This window comes from Arthrobacter sp. 4R501, from assembly GCF_002929755.1.
GTDB lineage: Bacteria > Actinomycetota > Actinomycetes > Actinomycetales > Micrococcaceae > Arthrobacter.
In genome coordinates this window covers 213,319-231,183 of the sequence record NZ_PJIW01000008.1, presented here as the reverse complement: position 1 = coordinate 231,183, position 17,865 = coordinate 213,319, and the positions used below count along the sequence as shown (strand labels likewise).

Sequence of the window (17,865 nt, the reverse complement as noted above, 5' to 3'; positions counted from 1 at the left end):
TACTCCAGCCGAGCGTCTACGTGATTTACTACTAACCACCTAACCAACAGGTGTTGCAACGATCCCCAGAATCCAAGCAGTGCCGGACGGTCCTTTTGTGTGCCGGGATAAAACGGCCGAAGTGCTGTTGAGGACTAGACCTCGGTCAGGACCTTCGTGACGTTGGGGTCGACAGAGATGCCGGGACCGAACGTGGTGGCCACGGTGGCCTTCTGGATGTAGCGGCCCTTGGAAGCGGACGGCTTCAAACGAAGCACCTCTTCCAGTGCTGCCGCGTAGTTCTCGGCCAGCTTGAGGGCGTCGAAGGAAACCTTGCCAATGATGAAGTGCAGGTTCGAGTGCTTGTCGACGCGGAAGTCGATCTTGCCACCCTTGATGTCGTTGACAGCCTTGGCGACGTCTGCGGTCACGGTGCCTGTCTTCGGGTTCGGCATCAGGTTACGGGGACCCAAGACCTTACCAAGACGGCCAACCTTGCCCATGAGGTCAGGGGTGGCCACGGCTGCGTCGAAGTCGGTCCAGCCGGCTGCGATCTTTTCGATCAGGTCATCGGAACCAACGAAGTCGGCACCGGCAGCGATTGCTGCCTCAGCCTTGTCGCCCGTTGCGAAGACCAGGACGCGGGAGACCTTACCGGTGCCGTGGGGCAGGATAACGGTGCCGCGGACCATCTGGTCAGCCTTGCGAGGGTCAACGCCCAGGCGGAAGGCAACCTCAACGGTGGCGTCGAACTTGGACGGGTTGGTGTCCTTGGCGAGCGTTACTGCCTCGAACGGCGCGTAGAACTTCTCCGCGTCGATCTTGGCGGCTGCTGCCTCATATGCTTTGCTGCGCTTTGCCATGCTGCTTATTTCTCCTTGTGCAGTTGTGGTCTGCGGACCGCGCTGGGCCCTGCCACAGCCGAGGATCCTGCATGGATCCTGCGACATTACGGTTTGTGCCGGTTGTCCGGCAGTGGTGCCGGTTTCCCGACGGTGAAGGCTATTAGCCTTCTACGGTGATACCCATGGAGCGGGCGGTACCGGCGATGATCTTCGCTGCGCCTTCGAGGCTGGTGGCGTTGAGATCTTCCATCTTGGTGGTGGCGATCTCGTTGACCTGGGCCTGAGTCAGCTTGGCAACCTTGACGGTGTGCGGGGTGGGTGAACCCTTGGCAACGCCTGCAGCCTTCTTGATGAGCTCTGCAGCCGGCGGGGTCTTGGTGATGAACGTGAAGGAACGGTCTTCGTAGACCGTGATTTCAACGGGGATAACGTTTCCGCGCTGGGCTTCTGTGGCAGCGTTGTACGCCTTGCAGAATTCCATGATGTTGACACCGTGCTGGCCAAGCGCAGGACCGATCGGCGGGGCCGGGTTAGCGGCGCCTGCCTGGATCTGCAGCTTGATGAGGCCGGTGACCTTCTTCTTGGGAGCCAATGTAAGGTCCTTCTCTCAATATCTTCCTGGGACACAGGAGCGTGCCTCAGGTTGTTGGCCGCCATGGCGAGGCGACCGGCCGTTCCGGGGCTGCTAAGCGGGCAGTCCGGAACGAATTCTGTGCGGTCTATTAGATCTTGCTGACCTGGTTGAATGCCAGGGTGACCGGGGTTTCGCGTTCGAAGATCGACACGAGCACCACGAGGGTCTGGGATTCCACCTTGATCTCGGAGATCGTGGCGGGGAGGGTCTCGAACGGACCTTCCTTGACGATGACCGATTCGCCGACCTCGAAGTCAACGTCAATCTGGGCGGCAGCGTGCTTGACGGGCTTGCCCTTTTCGGCCTGCTCTTCTTCGAAGACCGGCGCGAGCATGGAGAAGACTTCGTCGAGGCGCAGCGGCACCGGGTTGTGGGCGTTGCCCACGAAGCCGGTAACACCGGGAGTGTGGCGGACGGCGCCCCAGGAGGCATCCGTCAGGTCCATGCGGACCAGGACGTAGCCGGGGATCCGGACGCGGTTGATGACCTTGCGCTGAGCGTTCTTGATCTCAACGACCTCTTCCATGGGCACTTGGATTTCGAAGATGTAATCTTCCATGTCCAGGGTCTGGATGCGGGTCTCAAGGTTGGCCTTGACGCGGTTTTCGTAGCCGGCGTAGGAGTGGATGACGTACCAGTCACCCTCCTGGCGGCGCAGCTTGGCTTTGAATTCGTCGGCGGGGTCAACTTCGGCCTTGGCGGCCGCGGCTGCCAGGGCGTCTGCATCAGCGTCGTCGCCCTCTGAGTCGCCCTCAGCAGGTTCGCCTTCTACGGCGTCACTCGCTGAATCGGCATCCTCTGAATCGTCGGAATCGTCGGCGGAATCGGCGTCGGCGGATTCGGGCGCAGCGGACTCAACCTCGGACTCTTCACCGGCTTCAGCCGTGGGGGCCGCCGTGTTGTCCGTGGACTCTTCCAGCTCAGTCTCGGTTACCTCGAGCTCCTGCTCAGACACTTGGTCTCCTGCTTCCTCATTGCCTAACATGCCTATTTAAATGGCTCAATTCCGCACACCGCGTGAATTCTTCCGGTTTACCCGGACAAGGCCACGCGGCCTGCGGACGATATGCCTTAGCGGTCCCCGGGAGCTATCCCGCCGAAGACCCAGCTGACCACGGTTCCAAAACCGATGTCCAACAGGCTGACGATCACCATCATGATGGCCACGAACACCAGCACCACGAGCGTGTAGTTGATCAGTTCCTTGCGGGTTGGTGCAACAACCTTCTTCAGTTCGCCGATGACCTGGCGAATGAAGAGTGCAATTCGAGCGAAGAAGTTTGCCTTGGCGTCCTTCTTAGCTGGGCGGCCCTTGGAGCTGCTGGCAGCTGTTTCGGTCACCTGGTCCTCGCTCATCTTTGCAGTGTTGGATTACCCGGTCCTGATCAGAACCATGGTTGCTGCGCTTGCTCCGGCATTCCGCCGGAACAGCTTGCGCAGGGCAGACAGGACTCGAACCTGCAACCTGCGGTTTTGGAGACCGCTGCGCTACCAATTGCGCCACTACCCTATGGATCGAAAACAGCATCCTGACAAAACTTCCGCAGTTTGCACTGGGGCGCACGTCATCATCCGTGTTTTCAACACCGGAGAACCAGTCTACGCAACAACTTCGTCTACGTCGAACCAGCCTCATTCCGGACCGTCCAATCCGCAATCGTGGGTGAGCTGACCTGCAGTCACATCCACGCCGGCAGCCCGAACGATCCGCTGAACAGCATAGAGTAGATCACGTCGAATTCCACCATTCAGCCTCCTGGCTGCAAGCGAAGAACGGACCCTGCCATGTCTGCCGCCCGCGTTTCCCAGCGCATTTCCGCAATTGCCGAATCCGCAACCCTGGCTGTTGATGCCAAGGCCAAGGCGCTGAAGGCAGCTGGTCGGCCGGTTATTGGCTTCGGGGCAGGGGAACCCGATTTCCCCACCCCGGACTACATCGTCAAGGCGTCCATTGAGGCCGCCGGCCAGCCCAAGTACCACCGCTACTCCCCCGCCGCCGGCCTGCCGGAGCTCAAGAAAGCCATCGCCGAGAAGACTCTGCGCGACTCCGGCTATGCCGTGGATCCGTCCCAGGTCCTGGTGACGAACGGCGGCAAGCAGGCCGTGTACAACACCTTCGCCACGCTGGTGGATCCGGGCGACGAAGTGATTGTTCCCACGCCGTTCTGGACCACCTACCCGGAGGCCATCAGGCTCGCCGGCGGTGTCCCTGTTGAGGTGTTCGCCGGTCCTGAGCAGGACTACCTGGTCACCGTTGAGCAGCTTGAGGCCGCTGTGACGGACAAAAGCAAGATCCTGCTGTTTGTCTCGCCGTCCAACCCCACGGGCTCCGTGTACAGCCCGGAGCAGGTGGCCGAAATCGGCAAATGGGCTGCCTCGAAGGGCCTTTGGGTGGTCACCGACGAGATCTACGAGCACCTTACGTACGACGGCGTTCCGTTCACCTCCATCGCCACGGCAGCCCCGGAACTCGGCGACAAAGTGGTCATCCTCAACGGTGTCGCCAAGACCTATGCGATGACCGGCTGGCGGGTCGGCTGGATGATCGGACCGGCCGACGTCATCAAGGCTGCCACCAACCTGCAGTCACACGCCACCTCCAACGTTTCGAACATCATGCAGATTGCAGCCCTCGCCGCCGTCTCGGGACCGCTGACCGCCGTCGACGAAATGAAGGTGGCGTTTGACCGCCGCCGCAAGGCGATCGTTGCCGGCCTGAACGCGATCGACGGTGTTGAATGCCCGACGCCGAAGGGTGCGTTCTACGTCTACGCGGACGTCCGTGCGCTGCTGGGGAAGGAATTCCCGACGGCGGCAGGCACCGCAACGCCGTCCACCTCCGCCGAACTGGCTGCTTTGATCCTGGATGAGGTTGAAGTAGCGGTGGTGCCGGGCGAGGCGTTCGGCCCCTCAGGCTACCTGCGGCTCTCTTACGCCCTGGGCGACGAGGACCTGGCCACCGGCGTCGCCCGGCTCCAGGACTTCCTGGGCAAGGCCAAGTAAACCGTCCAACCACGATGCTCTATCACTTTTGGTCCCCATTCGAGCCTTATGGGGACCAAAAGTGATAGAGCATCTTTGGGTTAGAGGAGGCGGCGTTCGGCGGCCCACTTGGTCAGCTCGTGCCGGCTGGAGAGCTGGAGCTTGCGCAGCACAGCCGACACGTGGGTTTCCACGGTTTTGATGCTGATGAACAGCTCCTTGGCCACCTCCTTGTAGCTGTAGCCCCGGGCGATCAGCCGCATCACTTCAAGCTCGCGCGCGGACAGCCTGTCCAGCTCGTCGTCGGCAATATCGGCCGGAGCCGTGCCGAACGCGTCCAGCACGAAGCCGGCCAGCCGGGGCGAGAACACAGCGTCGCCGCCGGCGACTCGGAACACGGCGTCGGTGATCTCGGCCCCGGAAATCGTCTTGGTGACATACCCCCGGGCACCGGCTCGGATGACCGACACCACGTCCTCGGCGGCGTCGGAGACGCTCAGGGCCAGGAACTTGGTGGTGGCCAGGAGCGACGCGGAACCCGCGATGACTTCCCGGCCGCCGCCACCCAGACCACCGGGCAGGTGCACATCCAGGAGCACCACCTCCGGACGCTCCTGCGCGATCACGGCGATGGCCTGCTCAACCGTTGCTGCTTCCCCCACTACCTGGATGCTCTGATCGAGGTCGGCCTTGAGTCCCGACCGGAAGATGGCGTGATCGTCCACGATGACCACCCTGACCGGCGTTGCGGGGCGGATGGGCCCGGTCCCCTGTATGCCGGTCCCCTGTGCATTGTTCATGATTTCCCTTCCGCGTTTTCCGGTTGGAGTGCCGGCATTCCCAGCCGCACCTCCGTGCCGTTGGGCGTGCTGGTGATGGAGGCGGTCCCGCCGTGGCGTTTCATGCGTCCGATGATCGATTCGCGGACGCCGAGCCGGTCTTCGGGCACATCCTGCAGGTCAAAGCCCGGCCCCCTGTCCTTGATGAAGATTTCCGTCCGACCATCGGAAACTTCGAGGTAGACAGAGACGGTCCCGCCGCCGTGCCGGGAGGCATTGAGCATCGCCTCACGGCTGGCCTGGACCAGGGCTTCATGGGATTCGGTCATGGCTGTGTCCCCGACGCTCACCACCTCGACGGCGTTGCCGAGCGAGTCTTCCACTTCGGCACCCACGGCCTTGATGCGGTCCGAAAGCTGGCCCGCCTCCTTACCCGGGTCCTGGAACAGCCAGCTCCTGAGCTCACGTTCCTGCGCCCGGGCGAGCCGGACAACGTCGTGCTCGTTTCCCGCCCGCCGCTGGATCAGGGCGAGGGTCTGGAGGACGGAATCGTGCAGGTGGGCAGCGATCTCGGCCCGCTCCGTTTCACGGATACGGCCCGCCCGCTCAGTTTCCAGGTCCCGCCAGAATTTGAGGGCCCACGGAAGAAGTACCAGCACCACGCCGCCCAGCACCGCCACCGATGCCAGCAGCGCCAGCCAGGTCTGTTCCCAGGATCCGGAACCGGACACCATCACCAGCACGCCGGCAACCACCAGCGCCAGACCGGCGGCCAGGCGCGCCCAGCCGCCTGCCTGATCGGCCTTGGTTTTGTCCACGAGCCCCGCGCGGCGGGTTTCGTCGAGCTGCATCCAGGCGATGGCGGCACCGCCCAGCACGGCAGCCGCGGGGATAAGGGTCTCCAGGGGCACGTCCACGCCCAGGAGCCGGGCAATCATGATCCCCGCCACGAGGAGGAGGCCGGCGCCCAGCAGAATCTCCTTGCCATAGCGCATGCTGCGGACCCGGAACCATGGCGGCCGCACGGCGGCCCCGTAGCTCGACCCGTAGCCGGCGGCGGGCCCGCCGGGGGAAACCCCCGGGGCGTCAGCACCGGCGTCGGGATTTCCCCACCAGGGAGCGGCCGCGGGCGAGCCCTGCGACGGCGCCGCCGAGGGCGGCCCGGCGCGGAATGCCGGGTCAAGGCTGACCGCCGGGGCAATGGGCGACGCCGGACGCCTGGCATTTCGCCGGGCACTTTCGTCGGCGGTGGGGACCATGATCCACAGCCACGCGTAGAAGGCCAACCCGGCGCCGCCGGCGAGGGTCGCGAGCGCCATGCCGATCCGCACGCTTTTCACCGGCCAGCCCAGATGCGCCGCGAGGCCGGCACAAACGCCCGCGATGATGCGGTCGCTGCCGCGGACAAGCGGTGGGCGGGTGAGGGCGGTGGTCATGTGTCAATCCAAGCACGGATCAGGGTTCCCCGGACCCGATTCCGGCCTGAACCGGGGGTAACTCAGGGGCGAGTCAGGGTGTTCCCCAGTAGAGCTGCGCCGCCCCGGACGGCAGGATCGAAGTATGAACTCCCAGACCCCCACCCCCGATGACGGCCAGCCCACGGAACCGCTCCCCCCACGCGACCCGGACCAGCCAACCGCACCCCTGCTGCCACCCCCGGCTGCTTCGCAGGACACGCCCCCGGCCGCCGGTCCGTATGCCGGCCCCTACGCCGGCCCCTACGCAAACCCGCATTCCGGCCCGTCCGCAGGCCCGTACTCCGGCCAGTATGCCAGCGCCAAAGCACCGGGCCAGTCCGGTGACTTCTTCACCTGGGTCCGGAGCCACGGTATCCAGCGCGGACGCGACCGGTGGATCGGCGGTGTCTCCAGCGGCATCGCGCACCGGATGGGCATCGATCCGCTGATTGTCCGCGGCATCTTCATTGTCCTCACCCTCTTCGCCGGAATCGGCGTCCTGCTCTACGGCCTGGCCTGGGCATTCCTTCCCGAACCCGACGGGCGCATCCACGTCCAGGAAGCCGGCGCCGGCCGCTGGTCCAGCGGCATGACAGGCGCCCTGATCACCACCGTGGTGGGGCTCACCGGGCTGGGCGGCGGGTTCTGGGGCTGGAGCCGCAACGGCTTCGGCGGATTCCTCTGGACCGTCTTCTGGGTGGGCGGCGTCATCTACTTCATCTACTACCTGACCCAACGCAACAAGGCCCGGAATGGAGCTCCCATGAACGCCGCACCGCAGCCGGCCGGCGCAAACTCCGGTTACCCGGCCGACCCCACCGCCCCCTATGCCTCGCCGTTTGCGGCCACGGATTCGGCCACTACCCGCACGTCGAGCACGTCCGGCGCGTCCGGCAGCGCACCTTACCTTCCGGTCCCGCCGTCGAGCGTCAACCCGCCCTATGGCGGCGACACTTACGGCGGCGGCAGCTACGGTGGGGGCGGCACCGACGGCGGCTACCAGCCACCGCAGGGCCCGGCACGCGTACCCAAGGTCCGCCCCTCCGGCCCAGGCGCCCCGGCAGTAGCCATAACCGCCGGAACAGCGCTCCTGGTCGGTGGCGGGCTCAAAGCCCTGGACGCCGGCAACGTGATCAACCTCGGCGACGCCGCCAACGCGATCGTCTGGGCCAGCGGTGCAGCCGTCCTGGGCCTGGGCATCCTGATCGCAGGCCTGCGCGGCAGGACATCCGGAATCCTCGGCTTCTTCGCCGTTGTTGCCCTGGTGATTGGCGGCATCTTCAACGTTGTGGGCAACGGCGACAGGGTCCGCTTCACCCAGGTCGACTGGGCGCCGGCGAGCCAGCAGCAGGCGGCCGATGGCTTCAGCGTCACCGGCGGCCGGGGAACCGTTGACCTCACACAATTGGCCGCGCAAGCCCCGCTGGACTCAGAAGTCGTGGTTCCACTGGACATCACGGCAAGCAACGTCACCGTGATCCTCCCCAACAACATTCCCGTGGACGTGAGGGCAGACATGACGCTGGGGAACCTCAACCAAGGCACCAACCACAGGGGCGGCATTACCTCCCAGGAAACCACCTACAACACCGACAAGCCAGGCGGCCACCTGATCATCCGGATCGACGGCACCCTCAGCAACGTCACCATCAGGGAAGGAAACTGACATGAGCAGCTTCGATCCGGCACCGGATTCGTCTACCCCGCAAACCCCGACGACGGTGCACACCGACGCGGCCGGACCCACACGCACACGGGTGGGAACGGTAGTCTGGGGCCTCATCGTGATGGCGCTGGCCGCCCTGATCATCATCGCCCAGCTGGGCATCGTAACCCTGAACGGCACCTACGTACTGATCGGCCTGATGATCGGCGCCGGCGCCGCGCTGGTAATCGGCGGGCTGCTTTCGGCCCGAAAGCGTGACAATGAACCCACAACAGGGAAGTCTTGAACCATGGACAAGTTCTTCAGCATCGTCAGGGGCTTCGGCCTGAAACGTGGACCCCAACGCTGGCTGGGAGGTGTGTGCGGCGGCATTGCAGCAAAGCTCAACGTGGATGTGGCATTCGTCCGGATCGCTTTCCTGGTCTTCTGCCTCCTCCCCGGTCCCGCCGTCGTCCTCTACATTGCAGCGTGGCTGGTCCTTCCTGACCAGCAGGACTCCATCCCGCTGCAGAACTTCCTGGACCGCCGCTCCATCAGCTGAGCTCATGCAGGAACCGCAAGGCCCCCGCTCCCCGGAGAATCCTTCCCGGAGCGGGGGCCTTTCTGCTGTCCTTGTCCACCGGCCGGTGGACAACAGATTCAACCGGCCGGGCCTGTTGACCGGAACCCCGGGACTGCAACGCTGGAAGCATGAACACTTCCCTCATCCCCGGGCAGCGGCAATCCCCTGATGCCATCACCGTGCGCGGCCTCAACAAAACGTACGGCCTGCCCAAAGGCGGGACCCTCACGGCCGTGGACCAGCTGGACCTCACCATCCATGCCGGCGAGACCTATGCCCTCTTGGGCCCCAACGGCGCCGGCAAATCCACCACCATCGAGATACTGGAAGGCCACCGGAAACCTGACAGCGGCGAGGTCATGGTTTTGGGAACGCGCCCCTGGAAGGCGGCCCCGTCCTTCCGCGCCCGGATCGGCATTGTGCTCCAGGAGGCCACAGACTCCGGGGAACTCAGGGTTTCCGAGGCCCTGCGGTCACTGGCTTCCTGTTTCCCAACGCCCCGACCGGTGGACGAGGTCATTGAGGCCGTGGGACTCGGCGGCAAGGGCGGCGTCCGGATCTCAACCCTTTCGGGCGGCCAGCGGCGAAGGCTGGACGTGGCGCTGGGCGTCATCGGCAACCCGGAAGTCCTGTTCCTGGACGAACCCACCACAGGATTCGATCCGGAAGCCCGTCGGCAATTCTGGGACCTCATCCGCCAGCTGAGCAGCGGCGGCACCACCATTGTCCTCACCACGCATTACCTGGACGAGGCCGAGCAGCTGGCGGACCGGATCGGCGTCATCAACCACGGGCGTCTGATCGCCGAAGGCAGCCCGCAGGAGATCGGCGGCCCGGGCCTCCGGGTTCCCCGAGTCCGGTGGCGGGATGCTTCCGGCCTTCGCGAAGTGGTGACCGAGCAGCCAGCTTCCCTGGTCGCGTCGCTGTCCGACGGCGGCGCGTTAGAGCCGGCGGAGCTCGCCGTCGTCCGTCCCAGCCTTGAGGACATTTACCTCCAGCTGATCGGTGCCGACGACGGCGCCGAGCCCTCTGCCGAACCATCCGCCGCACGATCTACGGAAGCATCGTCCGATTCAGGAGCCCTCCGATGAACACAGCAGTCCCCGCATCCGTCTCCCCCGCCACCGGCCGTCCGGCCTGGCGCCCATCAGTCCTGCGCCTGGGACTTGGCCGGGTCCTGCTGGAGATCAAACTATTTAACCGTGACGTGCTATCTCTGGTCCTGGTTCTCTTCTTCCCGATCCTTATGATGTCCCTGTTTGGAACAGTTTTCGGTGATGAACCGGTCTTCGGGGCCGGCCCGGACGGGCAGGGCGGCATCACCCCGGCGCACTACTATCTGCCCGGCATGCTTGCGCTGAGCACCATCCTGAGCGGGTTCCAGAACCTCAGCAGCTACGTGGCCACCGAGCGTTTCAACGGCACGGTGAAGCGGCTGGCCGGTACGCCATTGCCCGCAGCGTCGTACTTCATCGGGAAAACAGGCCAGACGCTCTACTTGATCGTGGCCCAGACTGTTCTCCTGCTGTTCGCGGCGGCCGTCCTATTCGACGTCCCGCTGCCCCGGGATGCCGGGCAGTGGGGCCTGGTGGCGCTGCTGATGATCCTGGCCACGGCAGCCTGGGCCACCGTGGCCATCGCGTTCACCGCCTTGCCCAAGTCGGCACAAAGCGCGTCCACCCTGGCCGTCCTGCCCGTACTGCTCCTGTCCTTCACGTCGGGCGTATACTTCCCGTTCTCGCAGCTTCCGGACTGGCTGCAGTCCGTGACCAATTTCTTCCCGCTGCGCTGGACGGCGAGCGCCTTCAGGTCTGTTTTCCTGCCTGCCGGCTTTGAAGCCGTGGAGCCCGGCGGCACCTACAACCTGCCGCTGACGTTCCTGGTCCTGGGCATCTGGGTGGCCGCGGGTGCCGTGCTTGCCCGGTTGGCGTTCAAGTGGCCGCCGCAGAAGTAGCCGGCTCCGTGCCGCACGGATCGTTGATCTTGGTGGCTCGGCGGCACGCGGATAGGGTGCAGCCATGAGCTATATGAGCGGACGGACCGAGCGGCTGCTGCCGGCACGGTCCGTATGGACCACCTCCATGGTCTGGTGGCATGCCGGCTTCTACGCCGCGCTGGCCTGCGTGTCCTACTTCGCCCTGTTCGGCGACGAGCGCCATTCCGGGACGCCCCTGGTCATTGGTGCGCTGGTGCTCCTCGGGGCCGCATACCCGTTCCTGACCCGGACCAGGGATCTACGGACACTGCGGCCCACCATCTACGTGGCACTGCTGGTGGCGGTGGTGGTGTTCCTGTCCTTTGTGTACGACGGCGCCGGGGTCCTGCTGTTTGTGGCCTTCCCGCAGGTCTGGATGTTCACGTCCTCGCAGCGCCAGGGCGTGGCAGCCACCGCCGTACTCTGCGTCGGCGTGGCCGTTGGCCAGATCAGCCGCTGGGGACTCGCCGGCACGGAGGTGTACGGCATCACGGCCCAGCTGGTGACCTCGTTTGTGGCCAGCTGCATGATCGGACTCTGGATCTCGAAAGTCATTGAGCAAAGCGAACAGCGTGCCGAGCTGCTGGCCGAGCTCGAGGCCACCCGCCACGAACTGAACAACGCGGAACAGGCACGCGGTGCATTGGCTGAGCGTGAGCGGATGGCCCGGGAAATCCACGACACCCTGGCCCAGGGGTTCACCTCCATCGCCATGCTCTCCGAAGCGGCGCAGGCCCAGCTCAGGGCACAACCGGAAGCCCCGTCTGGACTCGTGCGCAGCCTCACCGCCATCACGCGGACGGCCCGGGAGAACCTCGCGGAAGCGCGGGCCCTGGTGGCCTCAGGCGTCCCGTCCGATGTGCAGGGCGGAGACCTCCTGGCGGCACTGAAGCGGCTGCCGGACACCCTGCACCTGGACAGCGTCCGGCTGACCGTGGAGCTGCCCGACAGCCTGCCCCCGCTACCATCCACGCAGCAGGTGGCACTGCTCCGGACGGCCCAGGAGGCACTCAACAACGTCCGCAGGCATTCCGGGGCCACGGCCGCGGAGGTACTGATGGATATCCCTGCCGGCGACCCGCCGCTGCTCCGGCTGACCGTCATGGACAACGGGCAGGGCTTTGACGTCTCGGCGGATCACCAGGGGTTCGGCCTGAAGTCGATGGCTGCCCGGCTGGACGAAATCGGTGGCCGGCTGCAGGTCACTTCGGCGCCGGGCGCCACCCGGCTGGTGGCGGTGGTCCCCACCGAGGCCCTCGGGCCCGGCGGCACAGACACCGGACCAGGGACCCGCGGTACGGACGCACCCCTGCCCGGAGCCGTGACATGAGCCTCCCGGAAACTGTGACTGTTGTCCTCGCCGATGACCACCCCGTGGTCCGGAGCGGCCTCGCTGCACTGCTGGACACCGCGGACGGCATCGACGTGGTGGCCGCCGCGGCCAACGGCCAGGAGGCGGTGGACGCCGTCAGCCGGCTGCGCCCCGCCGTCGTCCTGATGGACCTGCGGATGCCCGTCCTTGACGGCGCCGGCGCCACCGCGCAGATCCGGGACCGGTTTCCCGACACCAAGGTGCTGGTGCTGACCACGTACGACGACGACTCCGACATCATGCGCGCCGTGGAGTCCGGGGCGGTGGGCTATCTCCTGAAGGACACGGCCGGGGACCGCATCATCGAGGCCGTGCGTGCTGCAGCGCGCGGTGAGACCGTTCTCGCCCCGCCGGTGGCGGCACGCCTGGTCTCGCGGATGCGCGCGCCTGAGCTGCCGCGGTTGACGGTCCGGGAGGTGGAGGTCCTACGCTGCGTGGCACAGGGATTGAGCAATCCGGAGGTGGCCGCAGCGCTCCATATCGCCGAAGCGACAGTCAAGACCCACCTGCTGCGGGTCTTCATCAAGCTGGACGTGGACGACAGGACGCGTGCGGTGGTCCTTGCCATGGAACGGGGGCTTTTGTAACCGGTTTGTGTCGTAACGCACACTGCCGACTACAATCTAGGTGAGCTCAGCGTGGCGCTCTGCCTGTAAACCTTCACACCAGGATTTGAGCCGAGACATGAAAATTGGAATTCTTACCAGCGGTGGCGACTGCCCCGGACTGAACGCCGTCATCCGCGGAGCCGTCCTCAAGGGCATCGCCATCCACGGCCACGAATTCGTGGGGTTCCTGGACGGCTGGCGCGGCGTCGTCGAAGGCGACATCATCGACATCCCCCGCAGCTTGGTCCGCGGCATCGCCAAGCAGGGCGGCACCATCCTTGGCACCTCCCGCACCAACCCCTTTGAAAACGGCGGCGGGCCGGAGGTCATTAAGGCCCACATGGACCGCCTCGGCATCGACGCCATCATCGCGATCGGCGGCGAAGGAACCCTCGCTGCGGCCAAGCGCCTCACCGACGTCGGGCTCAAGATCGTGGGTGTCCCCAAGACCGTGGACAACGATCTTGATGCCACGGACTACACCTTCGGTTTCGACACGGCCGTGCAGATCGCCACCGAGGCCATCGACCGGCTCCGGACCACGGGCGAATCCCACCACCGCTGCATGATCGCCGAGGTCATGGGCCGCCATGTGGGCTGGATTGCCCTGCACGCCGGCATGGCCGCCGGTGCCCACGCCATCCTGATCCCCGAGCAGAAGGTCAGCCTTGATCAGATCACCGAATGGGTCCAGGAAGCCCACGACCGTGGCCGCGCCCCGCTGATTGTTGTGGCCGAGGGCTTTGTTCCGGACCACATGGATTCTCCGCACTCCGAGCGCGGCCTGGACACGTTCGGCCGGCCACGCCTCGGCGGCATAGCGGACCAGCTCGCCCCCGAGATTGAAGCCCGCACCGGCATCGAGACCCGTGCCACGACCCTCGGGCACATCCAGCGCGGCGGCGTCCCGTCCGCATTCGACCGTGTGCTCGCCACCCGGCTGGGCATGGCCGCCATTGACTCCGTGGTGGAGGGCTACTGGGGCACCATGGTGGCCCTCAAAGGCACAGACATTGAACACGTGAGCTTCGATAAGGCACTGGGCCAGCTGAAGACCGTTCCGCAGAAGCGCTACGACGAGGCTGCGGTCCTCTTCGGCTAGGCCTGATCAGCGCGAACGGACACTTGAGGCCCTCCGCTGTGGGGCCTCAAGTGTCCGTTCGCGCTTCCCTGTGCTGGGTAGGCTGGGGATATGACTCTTGACCCCGGTTCCGCCGCCATCATCCAGCTCGCTTGGGCCCGGCACCTGGGGCTCGACGACGGCGCTTTCGCTGCGTCGCTGAGTTCCGGCGAGCGGATGGTCCGGGCCGACGAGGCTGCAGAGACTGTGGAGTTCGTCAGGCTCTTCGGCAGCTCGGCACTGGTGGGACCCCAATGGGTCATTGACGCGGCGGCCGGAATTCCGGACGCGGAGATGGCGCATCATGTGACCCTCCTGACCCTGACTCGGTCCCATGGAGGCCACGGCCTGGGCTCGGCGGCGTTGTTCTTCGCCGACGACCTGCCCCTGCGCCAGCCTTCCGAAGAGCTGACCGTGTCCCACGGAAATCCGGAGGCGATCGAGCTCGAGGGTCTGTGCCCGCCGGACGACGTCAACGAAGTGCGCCTGTCAGAACTCGAGAACCGCTACACGATCCTCCATGAGGTGGACGGGCTGCGTGTTCCGGTGGCCTGCGCCGCCTACGGGGAGTGGGAAGGACTTCTCGCGCAGATGGGAGTCCTGGTGGACCCCGAGTGGCGGCGCCGCGGGCTGGGATCCGTGGCCGCATCCATCGCAGCCCACGAGGCCCTCGCGGCGGGCCTCACCATCCAGTGGCGCGCCGAAGTCAGCAACACCGGGGCGGTGGCCCTGGCGCGGCAGCTGGGCCTGTCCACTGGCGGCATCCAGACCAGCGTGCACCTGGGCTGACGCTGCCTGGGACGGCTGCCTACTTTTGGGACGCCGCCTGGGACGCCCGGGTGGCCTCTACGGCCGGAGCCGCCGGCTGACCGCTCCAGCCCGCCACGGCCTTGGGCTTGGCGAAGAACAGTGCCACGGCAGCGCCCACCAGGATCACACCGGCAGGAAGCAGGATGGACTGTCCCATCGCCGTCGAGAATCCCTCATGGAGCGCATCAGGCAACTGGCCGGAGAATTCCATTCCGCCCGCCCCGGGACCGTGCGCGGGAAGCTCCGCGGCCAGGCGCGCCTGGATGAGCACTGCGATGGCCGCGCTGCCCAGTACCGCGCCGATCTGGCGGGTGGTGTTGTAGACCCCGGAACCTGCCCCAGCCTGACGCGGGGGCAGATTACGCGTGGCCGTGGAGCTCAGGGGCGCCCAGATGCCGGCATTCGCGAACCCCAGGACGGCGCTGGGCAGGAGGAAGAGCGGGATGGGAGTATCCGGGTGCATCAGGGCAGAGTTCCAGAACAGCGCCACGGCCATCAGGACCAGCCCGCCGGCAGTGATGTACTTCGGATCGACCCGGTCGATGATCTTGCCCACCACGGGTGCCAGGCCACCGGAGATGAGGGCCATGGGAACCATCATGAGCGCCGATTCGGTGGGCGTCATGCCCCGCACCAGCTGGTAGTAGAAAATGAGCGGCAGCGCGAAGGCGGTCACGGTGAAGCCAACAGTGGTGATCCCGATGTTGGCCAAGGAGAAATTGCGGTCCCGGAACAGGCCCAGCGGCAGGAGCGGCTCGCCCTTGTTGAAGCGCTGCCAGAGAATGAACGCACCAAGCACCACCATGCCCGTGATGATGAGACCCCAGACGCTGACGGGGCCCACGATGGTCCCCCAGTTATACGTCTCGCCTTCCTGGATGCCGAACACCAGGAGGAACAGCCCGACGGCGCTGAGCACCACGCCCGGGATGTCGAACTTATGGGGGTGCGTGCTGAGGGTGGGGACGAACCGCCAGGCGAGGATAAATCCAACGATGCCGACCGGCACGTTGATGAAGAAGATCCATTCCCAGCCGAGGCTGTCCACGAGCAGGCCGCCCAGGATTGGTCCCACCAGCGTTGCCAGGCCCGCGGTGGCGCCCCACAGGCCCATGGCGGCGCCCCTGCGGTCCGGCGGGAAGATCCTGGTGATCACCGCCATGGTCTGCGGCGTCATGATGGCGGCGCCCAGACCCTGGAAGATCCGCGCGGTGATCAGCGTCTGGACGTCACCGGCCAGCCCGCACCAGAGGGAGGCGAGCGTGAAGACCACGAGGCCGGAGAGGTAGAGCTTCTTGGGTCCGAAGCGGTCGCCGAGCCGGCCAGTGATCAGCAGCGGCACGGCGTAGGCCAGCAGGTAGGCGCTGGTCACCCAGATCACGGCGTTGATGTCCGTTCCCAGTCCCCCCATGATGCTGGGGTTGGCCACCGAAACGATGGTGGTGTCGATCAGGATCATAAAGAACCCGATGACCAGGGACCAGAGGGCTGGCCAAGGCCGCGCTACATCTTCCAAGCCTCAGTTGCCCAACAGATCGAGGATGTCGGTGCGGGCGAACATCTGCGCGGCAGCCCGGGCGGAGGGGCTGCCGGCGTCGGGATCTGCTCCGGCGTCGAGCAACACGCGGGACACGTCCGTGTACCCCTTGAATGCTGCACCGGCCAGGGGGGTCTGGCCGCGGTCGTTGGCCGTGTTGGCCTCTCCGCCGTGCTCCAGGATCAGCCGTACCGTCTCAGCGTGGCCGTGGTAGGCGGCCAGCATCAGCAGCGAATCGCCCGCGGTGTTGGTCATGGTGGCGGGCGCCCCGGCCTCGAGATAACTCCGCAGCAGGCCGGTGTCCCCCTCCCGGGCAGCCTGGAAGAGCCGGTGCGCCAACGCCACCGCTTCGTCGTCGGGCGCGGCCTCGGGTTTGGCGGCGCCGGGCGTAGCAGCGTCGGGTGCGGTGTTCTCGGTCATGAGCGGGTCCCCCTCAGGAATCCAGTCTGGCGTCCCACTACCTGGCCGGCGTCGGGGGCAACAATTACTTCCTGGGCAGCGATGTAAGGCTCCTCGCCGTCCAGTACGGTCAGCATTTCGTCCGGTGCGACGGACCGTTTGATGACGGCCAGCGCCACCGGGCCCATTTCGTAGTGCTGCGCAACGGAGGTCACTGTTCCGACCTTCCGCTCGCCCAGCATGACCTGGCTGCCGGGCGCGGGCATGGTGTGCTGCGATCCGTCCAGCTGGAGGAACACCAGGCGCCGCGGCGGATGGCCCAGGTTGTGCACGCGGGCGATGGTCTCCTGGCCTTTGTAGCAACCCTTCGACAAGTGCACGGCGGTGCGGAGGAGGTCCAGTTCGTGCGGAATGGTTTTGTCGTCGGTTTCCGCGCCCAGCCTGGGGCGCCACGCGGCAATGCGGAGGGCTTCGGCCGCCATAACACCGGCGAGCGGGCGGTCCGCCAAAGTGTCCTCAAGTGCAGCGGCCGGGACGAGGTACTCGATCCAAGGGCGCTCCAGCCCCGGGTGCCCTTCCTCCGGAACCACAGCGTAGGAGTAGCCGCCGGCGCCGACGTGCGGCCACGGATCCCGCCAGGCCACCAGTCCGGACCATTCCTCCACACTCTTGGTGGACCCGAGCACGGCCCAGTCGGCGGAGACGTCGGTGACCTCGACGCGCAGCATGAACTTCATTTTGTTCAGCCACTCAGCCAGCGGTGCAGCCTCGGCGGCCTCAACAATCAGCCAGGTGGTCCCTCCGTCGTCCACTACACGGGCGTCAAACTCGATCCGGCCCTGGACACTCAGCAGCAGCAACTCACTTGACTCCCCCGGCTGCAGGCCTGTGACCTGCTGGGAAGACAGGGTGTTCAGCCAGGTCAGCCGGTCCGGACCGCTAACCGTCACCACGCCGCGGTGGGAGAGGTCGACGACGGCGGTACCGGCCGCGAGGGCGCGCTGCTCACGCAGCGGCTCACCATAGTGGGATGCGACGCCGGTGTCCGCGCCGGTGGCCTCGACGGCGCCGGGGCGCGACAGTAGGGGGCTGGGAGTAGTCATACTGGGGGAACGTCCTTAGGTCGGTGGGTATTCCGGT

19 protein-coding genes and 1 tRNA gene are annotated in these 17,865 nt (G+C 65.9%); 10 read left to right on the top strand and 10 right to left on the bottom strand.

Annotated elements, in window-relative coordinates:
• Nucleotides 1–134: 134 nt before the first annotated feature.
• The 5 genes from rplA to CXR02_RS10365 all read right to left on the bottom strand — a co-directional run bounded on the left by rplA (nt 135) and on the right by CXR02_RS10365 (nt 2,968).
• Entirely contained in the window at nt 135–842 is a 708-nt protein-coding gene (rplA, locus tag CXR02_RS10385; protein WP_104061918.1) for a 50S ribosomal protein L1, read from the bottom strand.
• A 142-nt stretch (nt 843–984) separates the two neighbouring features.
• On the bottom strand, nt 985–1,416 hold the full coding sequence (rplK, locus tag CXR02_RS10380; protein WP_024365990.1) for a 50S ribosomal protein L11: 432 nt from the start codon (nt 1,414–1,416) through the stop codon (nt 985–987).
• A gap of 130 nt (nt 1,417–1,546) precedes the next feature.
• Nucleotides 1,547–2,413, bottom strand: a complete 867-nt coding sequence (nusG, locus tag CXR02_RS10375) for a transcription termination/antitermination protein NusG (protein ID WP_104061917.1) — start codon at nt 2,411–2,413, stop codon at nt 1,547–1,549.
• Nucleotides 2,414–2,529: 116 nt separating this feature from the next.
• A complete protein-coding gene (secE, locus tag CXR02_RS10370) occupies nt 2,530–2,814 on the bottom strand; it encodes a preprotein translocase subunit SecE (protein ID WP_104061916.1) in 285 nt (94 codons plus the stop codon).
• Between the two features lie 81 nt (nt 2,815–2,895).
• Nucleotides 2,896–2,968 (bottom strand) — tRNA-Trp (locus CXR02_RS10365).
• Between the two features lie 275 nt (nt 2,969–3,243).
• On the opposite strand from CXR02_RS10365, the gene CXR02_RS10360 reads away from it, so the two are divergent.
• Nucleotides 3,244–4,461 carry a pyridoxal phosphate-dependent aminotransferase gene (locus CXR02_RS10360; RefSeq protein WP_104061915.1) on the top strand — a complete coding sequence of 406 codons (1,218 nt, stop codon included), beginning with the start codon at nt 3,244–3,246 and terminating at the stop codon, nt 4,459–4,461.
• An 80-nt stretch (nt 4,462–4,541) separates the two neighbouring features.
• Here CXR02_RS10360 and CXR02_RS10355 read toward each other — a convergent pair whose 3' ends face one another.
• Together CXR02_RS10355 and CXR02_RS10350 are read right to left on the bottom strand one after the other, a co-directional pair.
• Nucleotides 4,542–5,240: a response regulator transcription factor gene (locus CXR02_RS10355; RefSeq protein ID WP_181037189.1), complete on the bottom strand. Its 699-nt coding sequence runs from the start codon at nt 5,238–5,240 to the stop codon at nt 4,542–4,544.
• Nucleotides 5,237–6,655 carry an ATP-binding protein gene (locus CXR02_RS10350; protein ID WP_104061914.1) on the bottom strand — a complete coding sequence of 473 codons (1,419 nt, stop codon included), beginning with the start codon at nt 6,653–6,655 and terminating at the stop codon, nt 5,237–5,239. Before CXR02_RS10350 ends, CXR02_RS10355 begins: the two co-directional genes overlap by 4 nt.
• A 124-nt stretch (nt 6,656–6,779) precedes the next feature.
• Between CXR02_RS10350 and CXR02_RS10345 the strand changes: the two genes are divergently transcribed.
• From CXR02_RS10345 to CXR02_RS10305, 9 genes are all read left to right on the top strand, one after another.
• Nucleotides 6,780–8,342, top strand: coding sequence for a PspC domain-containing protein (locus tag CXR02_RS10345; RefSeq protein ID WP_104061913.1), 1,563 nt, complete (start codon nt 6,780–6,782; stop codon nt 8,340–8,342).
• A gap of 1 nt (nt 8,343) precedes the next feature.
• Nucleotides 8,344–8,628 carry a hypothetical protein gene (locus tag CXR02_RS10340; protein WP_104061912.1) on the top strand — a complete coding sequence of 95 codons (285 nt, stop codon included), beginning with the start codon at nt 8,344–8,346 and terminating at the stop codon, nt 8,626–8,628.
• Between the two features lie 3 nt (nt 8,629–8,631).
• On the top strand, nt 8,632–8,883 hold the full coding sequence (locus CXR02_RS10335; RefSeq protein WP_104061911.1) for a PspC domain-containing protein: 252 nt from the start codon (nt 8,632–8,634) through the stop codon (nt 8,881–8,883).
• A gap of 149 nt (nt 8,884–9,032) precedes the next feature.
• Nucleotides 9,033–9,995 (top strand): ABC transporter ATP-binding protein, encoded by a 963-nt coding sequence (locus CXR02_RS10330; protein ID WP_104061910.1) that lies wholly within the window; start codon nt 9,033–9,035, stop codon nt 9,993–9,995.
• Nucleotides 9,992–10,858 (top strand): ABC transporter permease, encoded by an 867-nt coding sequence (locus CXR02_RS10325; RefSeq protein ID WP_104061909.1) that lies wholly within the window; start codon nt 9,992–9,994, stop codon nt 10,856–10,858. Before CXR02_RS10330 ends, CXR02_RS10325 begins: the two co-directional genes overlap by 4 nt.
• A gap of 64 nt (nt 10,859–10,922) precedes the next feature.
• Entirely contained in the window at nt 10,923–12,209 is a 1,287-nt protein-coding gene (locus tag CXR02_RS10320; protein WP_104061908.1) for a sensor histidine kinase, read from the top strand.
• Complete coding sequence (locus CXR02_RS10315; RefSeq protein ID WP_104061907.1) at nt 12,206–12,838, top strand: response regulator transcription factor; 633 nt, start codon at nt 12,206–12,208, stop codon at nt 12,836–12,838. The genes CXR02_RS10320 and CXR02_RS10315 overlap by 4 nt, the downstream gene beginning before the upstream one ends.
• Before the next feature lie 97 nt (nt 12,839–12,935).
• Nucleotides 12,936–13,961, top strand: coding sequence for an ATP-dependent 6-phosphofructokinase (locus CXR02_RS10310; RefSeq protein WP_104061906.1), 1,026 nt, complete (start codon nt 12,936–12,938; stop codon nt 13,959–13,961).
• 90 nt (nt 13,962–14,051) lie between these two features.
• Nucleotides 14,052–14,768: a GNAT family N-acetyltransferase gene (locus tag CXR02_RS10305; protein ID WP_104061905.1), complete on the top strand. Its 717-nt coding sequence runs from the start codon at nt 14,052–14,054 to the stop codon at nt 14,766–14,768.
• A gap of 19 nt (nt 14,769–14,787) precedes the next feature.
• Here the strand turns inward: CXR02_RS10305 and CXR02_RS10300 are convergent, their stop codons facing one another.
• The 3 genes from CXR02_RS10300 to CXR02_RS10290 are packed head-to-tail and all read right to left on the bottom strand — an operon-like array spanning nt 14,788 to nt 17,828.
• Nucleotides 14,788–16,305 carry a DHA2 family efflux MFS transporter permease subunit gene (locus CXR02_RS10300; protein ID WP_104061904.1) on the bottom strand — a complete coding sequence of 506 codons (1,518 nt, stop codon included), beginning with the start codon at nt 16,303–16,305 and terminating at the stop codon, nt 14,788–14,790.
• Between the two features lie 3 nt (nt 16,306–16,308).
• Nucleotides 16,309–16,746, bottom strand: a complete 438-nt coding sequence (locus CXR02_RS10295; protein ID WP_104061903.1) for an ankyrin repeat domain-containing protein — start codon at nt 16,744–16,746, stop codon at nt 16,309–16,311.
• On the bottom strand, nt 16,743–17,828 hold the full coding sequence (locus CXR02_RS10290; protein WP_104061902.1) for a folate-binding protein YgfZ: 1,086 nt from the start codon (nt 17,826–17,828) through the stop codon (nt 16,743–16,745). Before CXR02_RS10290 ends, CXR02_RS10295 begins: the two co-directional genes overlap by 4 nt.
• Between the last annotated feature and the right edge of the window lie 37 nt (nt 17,829–17,865).